This is a genomic window from Pseudovibrio sp. POLY-S9 (genome assembly GCF_001431305.1).
Lineage (GTDB): Bacteria > Pseudomonadota > Alphaproteobacteria > Rhizobiales > Stappiaceae > Pseudovibrio.
In genome coordinates this window covers 204,171-218,416 of the sequence record NZ_LCWX01000122.1, presented here as the reverse complement: position 1 = coordinate 218,416, position 14,246 = coordinate 204,171, and the positions used below count along the sequence as shown (strand labels likewise).

The following is a 14,246-nucleotide window of genomic DNA, read 5'->3' as shown; positions in this document are numbered from 1 at the left end:
GAGAGGACTGAGAAGCAATGCACTAAGGCAGTAGGTAGGGTGGCTGGTGTAGTTGTGCTGAATCAACAAAAAAGGCTCCTGAAAATATCAGGAGCCTTTTTTGAGTTTGAATGTCTGCAGTGCTTAGTCGAAGCGGCCACTTGCGTGAGCAAGCATGGTGTAAACCTTGCCGGTATCAGAGGTCAGGTAAGTCTGACCGAGCTGATTGTCGCTGTCGCTTCTGGAGACCTGGGACAGAAGTTGCTCGAAGTCCTGAATGTAACGCTCAACTGCGCTGCGGAACTCAGGATCGCGGCCATATTTCTGGCGGATCTCGTCGAAAGTCTGCTGACCTTGCAGGGTGTACAGGCGACGGGTGAAGACATCACGTTCGCCACGCTTGTACCGCTCCCACAGATCCACAAAGGTTTCATGATCAACTGCACGAGCAATGTCCATGCTCAGGGAGTTAAGGGATTCAACCATGTGCTGCGGGGTGCGTGCGTTTGCCGTGTCACGCGGATGTCCGCCCATTGTGTCTTCATCGTCTGAAGCGCGGCGGAGCAGGTCGCTGATCCAGCCCTTGGATGTGCCGTTTCCCTGCGGTGCAGCCGCTGGTGCTGGCTGAGGACGCTTTGCGCGTGGAGCTGGTGCTTCCATGCGGCGAGGGCTTGGCGCCATACGTGCTGGCTTTGCGCCGGTGGCTGCAACTTGCTGCAGTGTTGGCGCTTCAGCTGTTGCGTACTGGCTGGTCGCTGCCACTGCTGCCGGAGCTGCATTGACTGCACGTGCCGGTTCAGCTGGCGTGGATACATCGAACTGAGAGGACTGGCGGGACACGATTGTGGAGAGTTCCTCCAGTGCCTTCACCTGTTCGCTCACGATGCGACGCAGTGCAGAGGTGGATGCTTCTGCTTCATCCGGCAGAGCCAGAATACCTGCATTCAGTTCAGAGCGGGTTGCTTCCAGCTCATGGTGCACTGAACGGGCAACTTCACGCATGCGGGATGTTGCATCGGTAAAGCGCTCGGATGCTTCAGTGACGGTGGACTTCATGTCATAAAGGATATCATCGTGGGCAGCTTTAACTGCGTCACGTGCCTTCTGACCTTCCATACCAGCGGTCATGCGCATGCTTTCGAACTGCTCAGTTACAGACTTGGTCGCAGCTTCAGCAGCAGCACGGAGCATGCCAGAAACTTCGCGAGCCTTGTCGTCAGCAACTTCAAGCGTGTCACCAAGGGTGTTGGTGTAGTTCGCCATGAGCACTTCAACATCAGAGGTTTTCTTGATCAGCGTGTCTGCAACCATTTCGATTGCCATGCGGCGATCTGTGAAGCGACTGTCAACATGGGTGTTGGTTGCTTCCAGATCCGCGATGGCCTGACCGAGAAGCTGGTTCTGATCTTCCATGCGGCCCGCGATCTTCGCAGCGTCTGCAAGCACAGTATGTGTTGTGTTGCGGAGCTGGCCGACCTGGTTCTCGATGGTGGCGTTTGCTGCTTCAGTCTCGGTAACAGCACGGTCGATCGCGGTTCTGAACTCACCTGCACGGTTTGCGAGGTTGGTTTCAACTTCAGACAGGTTCTCGCTTGCGGATGCAAGGATCTGGCGAAGGCTTCCGTTGGATGCGTTGAGGCGCGTCAGGATTTCGGAGACATCTGTTTCCAGACGCTCTTTGGTACCTGTCATCACGTTCACAGCCATCCGGGTGCGATCTTCGATGGTGTTGCCGATGCCGTCGATGGTTTGTGCCAAAGCGTCGGTTGCGACTGCGCCCTGACGGGTGACGGTCTCTGCAACTTCCTGACCCTTTGTGGAGACTGCGTTGAGCAGGACGTTCATGTCGGCCTGCATACGCTCGCGGCTGTCGTCCAGACGGGTTGTTGCGATGTTGCTGCGCTCATCGATTGCAGTCACGATCTTGTCGCCAGCTTCAACCAAATCGCGCGTTGCCTGCAGACCGTTCTGTGCAAAGCGGTCAGAGACTTCACGGCCCTTCACGGCAACCGCATCCAGAATTGCGTTCTGGACTTCGTTGACGCGTGTGGTGAGGTCATGAGCACGGTTTTCGATGGCAGTGATTAACTCGCTGCCGTCCTTACCGATGATCTCTGAAAGCTCAGCAGAGCGGCTGCCGAAGGCAACGTTGAGGTTCTCGGCTTTAACCAGCAGCTCGTCTGCCACGGACTTGACGCGGGTGGACAGAGTGCCTGCTGCTTCTTCGATGGTGGTGAAGACGCGAGCACGAACTTCGTCGGTTTCGCCAGCCAGAAGCTTGCGGACGTCTTCTGCAGATTCTGCGAGGATCGTCTTGGAGCGTTCGCTTTCTGCGGAGAGGCGGCCAGTTACCAGCTCGATAGTCTGGGACAGATCACCACGGACCTTGTCGCTTTCGCCGGTGAGGGCGCCAGACATTTCAGCCAGGGTTGCGGTGTACATGGCGCGGGCATTTTCGCTTTCCACGGCCATAGCGTTAGCTGCCTGAGCCACAGTGCTGAGAACGCGCTGTGCGACTTCGTCACCTTCCTTGGTGAGCGTACCGCGGACGGTTGCCATGGCATCGGAAACAGCTGCTGCTGCTTTCTCGCCTTCGCCTTCCAGAGAGTTGCGGGCTTCGCCGATGGAGTTGGAAACGATTTCCTGCAGACGCTCGCCTTCTTTGCTCAGTGTGCCGGAGAGTTGCTCTACGCTGCTGACAACCTTCTCGGTTGTGAGGTCACGTTCCTGAGCAAGACGATCGGATGCCTGACCAACGACTTCGAGGATAAGGTCGCGAACACGGGTGCTTTCGGAGCCAAGGGAAGAGGTTGCCTCTGCCATTGCACTTGTAAGCGTGGTTGCTGCCTTCTCGCTCTCGTCTCCCATGGTGGAGGAGATTGCTTCGAGGCGATCGTTGAGGATCGTTTCGAGAGCTTTGGAGCGGGTGTCGAGTGTTTCTGCAACTTCGAACACTTTGGAGCCAAGAGAAACGTTGATCTCTGCGACCTGCTCGGACAGAGCGTCGGTGAGGTTCTTGGACTGCTGAACGATGATGCTGCCAGCTTCTTCCAGACGGCTGTCGAGCGCTTCGTTGATCTCGGTCTGACCGTCGTGGAATGCCTTGGCAATCTCGCGGGTGCGGCTGACCAGAGTTTCAGAGATCTGCTTGGCGCGTGCGTCCAGAGCCTGATCGATGCGCTCTGTGCCGGTGGACAGAGAGTCTGCAAGGTGTTCTGCACGGTCAGAGATAACAGTTGCAGCTGCTTCGACTTTGTCGCCGACGGCCTGATCGAAGGTGGACAGGCTTGTAGAGATTGTCTCTTCGATAGCTTCGGAACGCTGAGCGAGGATTTCGCCAATCTTCTCTGCACGGTTGGAGAGAGAGACGCCAACCTGTTCCACTCGCTCGGAGAGATTGACCGCAATGATGTCGGTACGATCTTCGAGGATCCTGGAGATGGATTGGGTTTTCTCTTCCAGAGTGCTTGCGATGATGCCAGTGCCCTGTTCGACCGCGTCTGCCAGCTTGGTGGTGCGGCTTTCGATGGTCTCGGTGAGGGCTGCTGCGCGTGTGTCGAAGCTCTGTTCGAAGGTGCTGGTGCGTTCTTCGAGTTTCGCGTCGAGTGTCTCGATGCGGTTGTCGAAGGATTCGCCGATGTTCTGACTGCGCAAATCGAGGGACTGAACAAGATCGGAACCGCTTTCGGTAACAACCTGTTCCAGTTCTGCCAGTTTGCTTGCCAGGCCATCGTTCAATGCACGGCCACGGATGTCGAGGGTTTCGGTAATGCGATCGCCGATTTCGGTTAGATCAGCTGTTACGCGCTCACCACGAGAGCCGATGAGGTATGCCAGCTGTGTACCGGTGTCAGCCAGTTTGTCAGCCAGTTCCTCAGTGCGCAGGCCAAGTGCGCCGGTGATGTCAGTTGTTGTGCTTTCAAGAGCGGTCTTGAAGGCGGATGTCTGTTTGCTGATGGTGTCAGCAACTTCTGCACCGCGCTCTGCCAGACGCTGATCCAGCTCAGCACCGTTGATGGTGATGCTCTCATAGATCTGAGTGCTGACGTTGCCAAGACGGTCAGCCAGCTCGCCGCCGCTAACTGTGATGGTTGTGCCGAGTGTGTTTGCCGTGTCATCCAGACGGGTTGCGATGTCACCACCACGCAGAGACAGATCCGCAATGATGCTTTCACCAGCGCCGCGCAACACTTCGGAAACCTCAGTGGAGCGGTGGGACAGTGTGTCGATGAAGTCGGTGCACTGAACGGCGATTGCTTCGTTGATCTCGCGACCACGGTTTGCAATGCCTTCTGCTGCCTGTTCGCCGGTTGAGCGCAGGGCAGTGTCCAGATTAGTCACACGCTCATCAACAACACCCATCATCTCTTCGGTGCGGCCTGTGATCGTATCGATCAGGCGGCCACTTGTAAGAGACAGGTTGGCGTTGATTTCTTCACCACGGGTAAGGATCTCGTCGGAAAGACGTGTGCTTGCGGAGGTGAAGTGATTGGTGATGCCAGAGATAGAGGTTTCGAGCGTTTCATGCAGCTGCGCGTTTGCGCTGCCGAACTGGTCGGAAACTGTTGTGACTGTCAAGTTCAGCGTATCTGTCAGCTGAGTATTGGCAGTGTTTACAGTCTCGTTCAAGCTGCCAACGCCGGTCTCCATAAGCGTTGAGATTTGTGTGCTTGCGGAGTTGACGGTTTCGTTGAGGCTGCCGACGCCTGTATCCAGCGTTTCGGAAATGATCGTGTTTGCAGTTTTGACCGAGTCGGTCAGGCTGCCCACACCGCTGTCCATGATCGTTGAGATCTGGGAGCTTGCTGCATTGACGGTTTCACTGAGGTTGCCGACGCCTGTGTTCAGCGTTTCGGAAATGATTGTGTCTGCAGTTTTGACCGAGTCGGTCAGGCTGCCCACACCGCTGTCCATAATCGTAGAGATCTGGGAACCAGCAGCATTGACGGTTTCGCTGAGTGTGACAACGCCGCCTTCCAAAGCCTCGGAGATATGCTCTTTTGCACCAGAAACAGTGGTGCTGAGACTGGAGACGCCATCTTCCAGAGCTTCTGTGATGTTGGCGGTCGCGCCGGATACAGATGCTGTGAAGTTGGATGCGCTGGTGTCCAGTGTTTCTGTCAGCTGTGCGGATACGCCGTAAACACTCTCGTTGAGATTAGCTACGCCGCTTTCCATTGTCTCTGCCATAACAGAGGTTGTGTTGCTAACCGTTTGAGACAGAAGCTCAACGCCGCTGTCCAGAGACTGGGAGAGTTCGCCGCTAACGCCATCCACTGTACGGGTGATGGTATCGATGCCACCCTTCAAGGTCTCAGTCAGGTTGTCGTTTGCTGTGGTGATCTTCTCAGTGACTTCGCTGGAAGCGGTGAGAAGTGTCGTTGTCAGCTCGGAACCTGCGGTCTCGACACTCTGGTTAATGGAAACAACGCCAAGGTTCATTGTTTCTGTCAGGGTGTCGTTCGCACTGTTGATCTGATCGGTCACAGTGGAGGTTGTTGTTGCCAGAGCTTGCGAGAGTTCGGAGCTTGCGCTTGTGACGCTTGTGCTCAACTCTGTAACGCCGTTTGAAAGAACAGCACCAATCTGCGAGCTTGCACCCTCAGCAGCAGAGCTGATGGACTGAACGGAAACATTGAGCGTATCGGTGAGGGACGCATTTGCTTCGGTTAGCTGCTCGGTAACGGTTGATGTGGTGATCACCAGTGTCTGTGCCAGCTCGCCGCTGGTTTCAGAAACGCTGGATGTAAACTCGGACAGACCGTTGGTCAGTGTGGAGTTGAGTTCTGTGTTTGCTGCACTGATCTGGCCAACAACTTCACCGGATGTGGTTACCAGAGTTTGTGTCAGGTCAGAGCTTGCGCCAACAAACTGTGCGGTCACAGAAGAGACGGTCTCTTCGATAGAGGCAGTCAGCTCAGTGCCCTGAGCCTGCAGAACGCCTTTCATGGCTTCTGTCTGGTCTGTGATGGTTGCAGACAGTTCTGCGCCAGCAGCGCCGAGTGTTGCGTTCAGAGCGTCGCCGCGTTCTGCCAACAGGTCGCTGATTTCATTGCCGCGAGTGGAAAGACCCTCAACAATTTCAGTTCCGGTGGAGGACAGGGATGCAGTGATTTCATCGCTGCGGCTTGCCAGATTGTCAACGAGTGCTTCTGAGGTTTCAGAAAGACGGGTGTTGAGGTCTGTACCGCGCTCGGTCAGGTTATCAATGAAGGAGTTTGCAGTAGAGGAGAACTCTTCATTGATAGAAGATCCGCGCTCGTGAAGTGTTTCAGAGAGCTTGGAGCCGGTGTCGGAGAGTGTTTCAACCAGCTCAGAGCCGGTAGAAGTGAGGCGCTCGACATAATCATCGGAGCGAACGGTCAGCGAGGAGACCATTTCGCTGCCAGCTTCAGTGAAGCTGTCGGTTGCTTCTGTGACGCGATTTTCGATCTTGCTTGTCATCTGCTCAAGCGTAGCGTCGATCGAACCGGTTAGGCGTTCCCGGGCACGATCAACAGAGGAGGCGAATTCCTCTGATGTGTTCGCGAGCTGTGATGCAAGATTTTCGTGGGAGCCGGAGATGGTTTCACGGACCAGCTCTGCGTTTGCCTGAATGGCTTCACGCTGGCTGACAAGTTCTTCCACCAGACGGCGAATTTTCAGTTCGTTGTCATTATAAGAGTTCTCAAGGGACGAGACTTCCTTATGAATGAGAACTTCCAGCTCGCTGGCACGTGCAATCGCGCGTTCAATGCCATCGCCCATGGCGGCAGCTTCGCGGCGGATTGCCTGACCAACGTTCAGGATGCTTTCTTTTGCAACATCTTCAGGCTCAGCAAGACGAAGAGCAACTTCCGTCATGCCCCGTGCGACATTGCGCATTTCCTGTGCTCGCCAGAACAGGAGAGCCATAACCCAGACAAATGCGATTGGAACAACAATAAAGACGGAAATGAGAACCAGCGTCGGGTTTTCAAATACGCCTGAGAAGGAGGATGATTTTTCAAGCTGAGCAGCGAATGAGCCCCAGGACATCGCCAAGCCAAGGCTGGCCCAGACAACGGAGACTGCAAATGCGAACCAGAACGGAGCTGCAGACGGCTTGCGCTGCAGAGCAAACATCAGTGAGCCAATGGACTGGCGGTCATCATTGCTTGCTGTGGGCGGGCGGCCACCACGGCCACGTTTGCGAACCTGTCTCGGTGCCTGATTTTCTTCTACAAGCTGAGCCAGTTTTTTATCAGAGGAAGGAGCTGTTGTTACAGACTCCGTTGCAGGGCTAGCAGACATTTGCGGGGGTTCCGCAGTGGTGCTCTCCTGTTCACTGGATAAAATAGGCTCTTGTGGAGCGCCAAAATCAGCCTGAAGGGCTTCTTCTACCGCTGACAGAGCCACTTCCGATGGAGCTTTCGCCTTCGGGGTGTTCGCCATATCTCGCCTCGCGTCCGTACTCTCTACTTGCCGGTCGTCAGCACATTTTTCGCCTTTTGTGCCGGCGCCGTCACCACAAGGTGTCCGTCCTACGCGAAATACATTCCTCCCAAACAAGAACGCATTTCAGACAACAATAGGTTTGGCCCCATGCAATCCAACAGCTCTGAATTGAGAGCACCGTCGAACTTCTAGGGCCAAAAACAGGGAGTTTTCAGAATCAAAGCGGACCGTTAATGTTAACGGTACCTTAAGATTTAGATTTCCCCACCTTGCAGCTACCCTTAACCTAATGGCACAATCCGGTGGACTGTACAACAGAAGTTGCCGGGATTTTTAGGTGCCCTACGATAAGTCACAGGCAGCAATTTTGGGGGGAACTCACTATGACTAATCGCGAAAATTCTCCAGTCAGTTCTAAAGGTTCCAATCGTCCGAGTCCCACACAACTCAAATGGTTAAGGCGAGGTCTTAACGAAGCAGGTGGAAAGTTACCGCTGTTCGATGAGAGCGGTCGACAAGTGCCAGCTGCAACTGTGCGGGCGTGTATTGCAGCAGGGTGGGCGGAGCCTTGGTTTTCCAACCCGTTGAAGCCTGATTGGCTCGTTTGTAAGCTGACCGATACGGGACGTGCGATGCTGGAGCGTGATGGTAATTCGAAAAATCTTGTTAACCATCTTTAACAGAGCGTCTTGTCAATTTTAACGTGTAATGGCAGTGAGAGCCGGTGACGGGGTCACGAGTCTAGATTTGAATCTGGGCGGTAGGATCTTGTTAACCATGAAATAAAAACCTGTGTTTTCTTTTGGGGGCTAGATTCCGTTGCCTATGGGAAATGAGGGGTAGAGTCACTGCAGAGTCTTGGTGGTGGCAGGGTTTGAGTCACTCAAGCGAATCAACTTTCCGAATATCGCGATAACTTTGAGTCACTTGGCTGTGTTTGGAGGCCTAACGTAAACTTGGCTATGGAACTACATAAAACTACAAGTGCTATATGTAGGGATCACTTCTCTTCTGTGACGTTTGATGACCCGGATTTGCAAGGTCAGATCCTGGAGATGTTTGCTCACCAGATAGAAGAGTTCCGTCGGGGATTGCACGAGGCAATGGGAACAGAAGCCCTTCGTGCCTTGCTGCATCGCTTTAAAGGCTCTGCGCGCGGTGTTGGTGCGTTTGCGCTTGGGGAGGCGCTGGAGCAAGCTGAGCAGGAAGCTGCGAGCGGAGTTGTACCATTGCTGGTGACTGTTGAGACTTGCCTTACGGAGGTGTCTGCGGATCTTTCAAAGCTGCAGAATTTGTAATGCGAGATTGGCTGCGCGGGTTTGACCATAAGGTCTGGTCCAGAAGTTCTTGAATAGCTGGGCGCCTGCATGTATCTGAAGACAACAGAATAAGCCAATCAGGGTCGGGACGACTTTAAATATGCCAAAGATTACTTTCATCACCTCATCAGGTGAAAGCCATGAGGTGGATGCTGCTGCCGGTTCTACCGTTATGGAGAACGCGATTAAGAACATGGTTCCTGGAATTGAAGCGGAATGTGGTGGTGCCTGCGCTTGCGCGACCTGTCACGTGTACGTGGACCCAGCTTGGAATGACAAGACTGGTGAACCAGAGCCTATGGAAGAAGATATGCTCGACTTTGCTCAGGACGTTCGTGACACGTCTCGCCTTTCCTGTCAGATCCGTGTGACTGACGAAATGGATGGTCTTGTGGTTCACATTCCAGAGAGCCAGAGCTAAGCAGCTGCAGAGCTTGAATGAAAAAAGGCTGGTCCGATTGGGCCAGCCTTTTTTGTTGGGTAATGGGATGCTTACTCAGCGCCGACGGCTTGCGGCTGACGGGCCGGGACCCAAACAGTTTCCATACCAGGCTCTGGATTGCGCGGGATCATGCGGCTCAAGATCAGGCTGACGGCAGCCATGGATGCGCCTGCGATGAACACCAGTGCAGGGGAGAAGAGCCAGATCGTGCCGAAGACCACCGGGATACCCACTGCAGCGATGTGGTTGATCGTGAAGTCTACCGCTGATGTTGGTGCGATGTCTGCTGGGTCTGCGATCTTCTGGAAGTAGGTCTTCATCGCGATGGCCATGGCGAAGAAAGCATGATCGATCACGTAAAGGGCGCCAGCCACGTACACGTTGGTGACGAGAGCGTAGGACAGGAAGACGATGATCAAACCGACATATTCGCAAGTCAGCGCGGTCCGCTCTCCAACCCGACCGATGAAGGCGCCGATCTTTGGAGCTAGGAACATGTTGATTGCACCATTGATGAAAAACAGAGCAGCAACCTCATGTACTTCGTAACCAAAGCGTTCGACCATCAGGAAGCCTGCAAAGACTGTAAAGATTTGACGGCGGGCACCACTCATGAATGTGAGGGCATAGTACAGCCAGTAGCGTTTGCGCAGGATTAGCTTTTTATGCTGCTTCACGTGTGCTTTGTACTTTGGGAAGGCAAAGGCGGCAAAGAGTGTCAGGGCCATGCCTGCAATCCCTGCCCACAAGAACACTTGCTCATAGGATAAGTTAAATGCTTTCCAGCTGATCATGATGGTGCCGTAAACACACAAGGAGACCAGTGAAGCGACGGCGATAATCTGCCCGAGCAGCGCAGGGGCGTTCTTTTTGGGCAACCATTGCAGCGAAAGAGACTGCTTGAGTGTTTCGTAATAGTGGAAGCCAAAAGACATGATGAGGGTGGTGGCGTAAAAGCCAATCGCGGATGGGAAGTACCCGGTGATTGCAATGCCAAAGCCCATCAGACCCAAAGAGATCAACGTGAACGTTTGTTCTTTGAAGATCAACAGCATGAAAATGACAGTGAATGCCAGCAGGCCGGGGATTTCACGGATGGACTGCTGATTGCCAATTTCCTGTCCGGTAAAATCGAGTGTGTGGACTGCAAAGTTATTGAGGAGGTTCCACCACACTGAGAATGAGAGCTGTGAGGCGACGGTGAGAATCAATAAAAAGGCAAAGGGGGAGCGCCAGTCGGCTCTGATGTCTTTAATGATATTCAACATGGTGCTTCGTTCTTAGAAATGAGTTTTGCAATTAAGTAAGCGAAAAGTTTGTTTACGTGATAGCACTAGTTTGCCAAAAAATGTCTTGAAGTCGCCAAGAGGTGTTTGATGCCCATTCATGCTGATGTTTTTGCGGACCCACATGAGGTGGATCGTCCGCAACCCATTGTTGCTTATGCGGTAGATATGCCCATTGGAGGGCAAGGGGAGCCGCATGCACACTCACGCGGGCAACTGGTTCACATTATGCAAGGGTCCACGACTGTGTTTACTGAGGAGGGGACATTTGTTGTACCGCCAGAGCGTGCAGTCTGGGTTCCCGGAGGTATGATGCATCGGACTGTCTATCCGATCAAAACACAGTTTCGGAGCCTGTATCTGCGAGAGGACTGGTCTGAGCGGCTTTCCGATAAGCCTGTTGTGGTGCAAGTGACGCCGCTCTTACGCGAGCTGATACAGGAGATTATGGCAGCGCCCCGGGACTATGCGCTTGATGGGGCGACAGCGCGGATTGCGCAGGTGATTGTTGATCAATTGAAGAGTTTACCAGATGCGCCGCTGCAATTGCCGATGCCAGTCAACCACGTGCTTTTGAAAGAGCTTTGCCAGTCTATCCTGTCATGCCCTGCGCACCTGCCGAGCCTTGCGGATGCTGCGGAGCGGACGCTTATGTCCCAGCGCACGTTTGAGCGGCGGTTCTTTGATGAGACGGGCTGGAGTTATCGCAAATGGTGTGGGCAGGCCAAGCTGTTTCGTGCTTTGGAGCTGCTCTCAGCAGGCCGAAGTGTGGGTGATGTGGCTTTCAAACTTGGCTATGAAGGGCCAAGTCCGTTTATTTCTCAGTTCCGCAAAGCCTTTGGCACGACGCCGGGCAAATACTTCAAGACTGCGTAGCCTAGGTTATTTGCTGGCGCTGCATGCGCTGATGAAGTTGCGAACGTGCTTAGCGCTGCCTTTGAGGCTTACGTTGTAGATAGCATAGCCGCCCAGATTGATCTTCAGTTCGTTGTCTCGCACCATTCGGTTCCAAAGTGAAGAGCCATTGCTCAAAGTGAGGAGTGGTAGGGAAACACCGGCTTCCTGATTCAACGAACTGCCGACGCCAACATAGCTTTCCTTGAACCGTCTTGTGCTTAGCGAAATCAGGATACTATCGCCTTCCTGCAAAGCAGGGACGGTTGACTGAAACAAGATCTCGATATCACCGCTTCCAGCCAGGCAGCGGGCGTAAAAGTCGGTATCGTCTGTTTCAGGTACGCCATGAACCAAAACTGCGCTCTTGTCGCCTGCACCTGTTGGAAGGCCAGACACCCAAACATAGGGACCGTCAAATCCATTCAATGGAGCTTTTTCCTGAAGGAACTTGTCAGGGTTTGGCAGAAGGTCCTGTGTTATGAGGTCTGTGTTTTGCTCATGGAAAACAAAATGTTGGGCGGCTGTTCCGTTGCTGTTGAGCGCGCAGGAAAAGTTGAAGGGCACGTACATGCCCTGGCTTTGGTAAACGCCGCGACCAGCGAGTTTGTCCCCTGTCCGTACCAGTACCGGTTTCTGGTTCATTTGTTGATTGGTGAAGGTGCCGAGGCCCAAATAGACCGGCGGCAATTCTGACAGGGAATTCTTGGTTGCGATGATCTTGCTGCCCAGTGTGGAGCAGGCGCGGCGGGCCTTCCAGAGTGGTTCGGCCACATTGATTGCCAGATCATCTTCCGGTGCAATCTGGCTGTTTTCCAACGGTGGTAAGTCTTGTGTCACAACTTGCGTTGGAGGCGCTGCCTGTGGAGATGTGCTATCCCGCTTCAGCTTGTAATAACATGCTTTTCTTGCGGCAGGATCTGGGTCTCCGAAGAAATCGGTCCGGCAATGAACATCACCTTTCGCAGACTTCTCGTAAAATGCGCCAGGCCTGCCGAAGCGAACGGTTGTTGCGTAGGGCAGCTCGCAAACCTGAAATTCGAGAGCGCATTTACGCCATCCGTCCTTCGTAAATTCAGGAAGCTGCGGAATGGGGGTGATCAAACCACCTGAGCTGGCTGACTTGATCTGCTTCTTTAGTGAAGACGAACTGGCGCTTACCGTGTTTACGGTTTTGCGAGTGTACGGTTTGTTGCCAACATAAAAGATGCCAGAACAGCCTTTATCCGTCCAAAGATGCGATGGGACGACGCCCCAGCTTTCATTGAGTTTGCAGAGCGCTGAGGAGGTCTGGCGCAGCAACTGGACGTAATTGCGGTTGGCGTTCGAGATCTTGCACTTGGTGTAACCAGCGTTCTCAGAAGCGCAAACAACCACGTTGGTGCCATCCAGACGATCTGGTGAGTTGGCGATATGGTTTGCTGTTGAAGGCCTGTGCGTCGGATCGCTGCTATGTATGTTATCGCCCTCAGGTTGTCTGGTGAGGGTGTTGGTCAGGCAGTCGATGAATTCCGGGCTATCCAATGCTGCGTCGGTTTTGTCGAGGCAGCTTTCAATTATGAGCGCTGGAATAAGCGAGTTAATCGGCGGAATAGTTGTTGCGTTGGCATTGGCAGCAAGGAACGGCGCAATGAAGGCGATGGTGCCTGCCGATGTCCTCGTAAACAGTTGCCACAAAATAGATTTGCTCACAGCATAGCCTCTCTTAGCTCTTCTGGTGCACTTGTTGCCTAACGCAATCAGCTTGCGCCCAGCTGAAAGCGTGTTGCAGCTTCTTCTCCAAAACAGGTGTGAAGCATGCTTTTTGCCAAGCGCGGTTGCTGTCTAGATCTCAATGCTACTTGCAGTCTAATTGTAAAATTACAAAAAGGGGAAGTTAAATGCGCTGTGTTGTCAGAACTCGTCGCGTTCATTTGCATTCATGCGCCGCGCTCTAACATCTTTGGTGGAGCGAGTTCTTGTCGTTTGATTGAATTTAATCAAACGGAACACGTCTAGCGTGCAAGTTCCTTCATGGCGGAATCCATGCCTTCCAGAGTGAGAGGGTACATGCGCTGATCAAACAACTCTTTCATCATGCCGATGGAATGAGTGTAATCCCAGTGCTTTTCCCGTACCGGATTGAGCCAGACTGCTTTTTGATAAAGGTCTGTCACGCGTTTTACCCAGACGTTTCCTGCTTCTTCGTTCCAATGTTCAACTGAACCACCGGGATAGGTGATCTCATAGGGGCTCATTGAAGCGTCGCCAATAAAGATCACTTTGTAATCGCTTGGATATTTATGAAGCACGTCCATCGTGTTGATGCGCTCAGTGTGGCGGCGATGGTTGTTTTTCCAGACGAACTCATAGAGGCAATTGTGGAAGTAGAAGTATTCCATCACCTTGAACTCGGTTTTGGCAGCAGAGAACAGTTCCTCGCAGACGCGGATGTGATCATCCATCGAACCGCCAATATCGAAGAATAAAAGCACCTTGACCGAGTTGCGCCGTTCAGGGCGCATTTGGATGTCGAGCAGGCCTTTGTGGGCCGTGGATTTGATGGTGTTGTCCAGATCCAGTTCATCAGCAGCGCCGGTTCTGGCGAACTTGCGCAGGCGTTTCAGGGCAACCTTGATGTTGCGGGTGCCCAGTTCAACTGTGTCATCCAGATCCTTGAACTCGCGCTTGTCCCATACTTTGACTGCTCGGCGATGGCGGCTTCCATCCTGTCCGATCCGAATGCCTTCAGGGTTGTAGCCATACGCGCCGAATGGGGATGTGCCGCCTGTCCCGATCCATTTGTTGCCGCCCTGATGGCGCTCTTTCTGTTCTTCCAACCGTTTTTGAAGCGTTTCCATGAGCTTTTCAAAGCCGCCCATGGATTCGATAAGCTTCTTCTCTTCTTCAGAAAGGTGCTTTTCTGTGAGC

The 14,246-nt window shown here is 53.5% G+C and carries 8 protein-coding genes; 4 read left to right on the top strand and 4 right to left on the bottom strand.

Annotated elements, in window-relative coordinates; all coding sequences use genetic code 11:
* Positions 1–123 precede the first annotated feature (123 nt).
* Entirely contained in the window at positions 124–7,392 is a 7,269-nt protein-coding gene (locus PPL9_RS10520; RefSeq protein WP_057462643.1) for a hypothetical protein, read from the bottom strand.
* A gap of 386 nt (positions 7,393–7,778) precedes the next feature.
* Between PPL9_RS10520 and PPL9_RS33200 the strand changes: the two genes are divergently transcribed.
* The 3 genes from PPL9_RS33200 (at position 7,779) to PPL9_RS10505 (ending at position 9,135) form a co-directional block, all read left to right on the top strand.
* Complete coding sequence (locus PPL9_RS33200) at positions 7,779–8,075, top strand: hypothetical protein (protein ID WP_057462642.1); 297 nt, start codon at positions 7,779–7,781, stop codon at positions 8,073–8,075.
* A gap of 333 nt (positions 8,076–8,408) precedes the next feature.
* Positions 8,409–8,693, top strand: a complete 285-nt coding sequence (locus PPL9_RS10510; protein WP_057462641.1) for an Hpt domain-containing protein — start codon at positions 8,409–8,411, stop codon at positions 8,691–8,693.
* Positions 8,694–8,814: 121 nt separating this feature from the next.
* Complete coding sequence (locus tag PPL9_RS10505; protein ID WP_008547474.1) at positions 8,815–9,135, top strand: 2Fe-2S iron-sulfur cluster-binding protein; 321 nt, start codon at positions 8,815–8,817, stop codon at positions 9,133–9,135.
* A gap of 71 nt (positions 9,136–9,206) precedes the next feature.
* On the opposite strand, the gene PPL9_RS10500 is transcribed toward PPL9_RS10505, so the two are convergent.
* On the bottom strand, positions 9,207–10,424 hold the full coding sequence (locus tag PPL9_RS10500) for an MFS transporter (RefSeq protein ID WP_057462640.1): 1,218 nt from the start codon (positions 10,422–10,424) through the stop codon (positions 9,207–9,209).
* 108 nt (positions 10,425–10,532) lie between these two features.
* Here PPL9_RS10500 and PPL9_RS10495 point away from each other — a divergent pair, with 108 nt between their 5' ends.
* The gene (locus tag PPL9_RS10495; RefSeq protein ID WP_057462639.1) at positions 10,533–11,318 is read left to right on the top strand and encodes a helix-turn-helix transcriptional regulator; all 786 of its coding nucleotides are present in this window, start codon (positions 10,533–10,535) and stop codon (positions 11,316–11,318) included.
* Positions 11,319–11,324: 6 nt separating this feature from the next.
* On the opposite strand, the gene PPL9_RS10490 is transcribed toward PPL9_RS10495, so the two are convergent.
* Positions 11,325–13,028 carry a DUF3011 domain-containing protein gene (locus PPL9_RS10490; RefSeq protein WP_208989290.1) on the bottom strand — a complete coding sequence of 568 codons (1,704 nt, stop codon included), beginning with the start codon at positions 13,026–13,028 and terminating at the stop codon, positions 11,325–11,327.
* A 302-nt stretch (positions 13,029–13,330) separates the two neighbouring features.
* The coding region (locus PPL9_RS10485) for a VWA domain-containing protein (RefSeq protein ID WP_244273376.1) at positions 13,331–14,246 on the bottom strand (916 nt) is incomplete at its 5' end.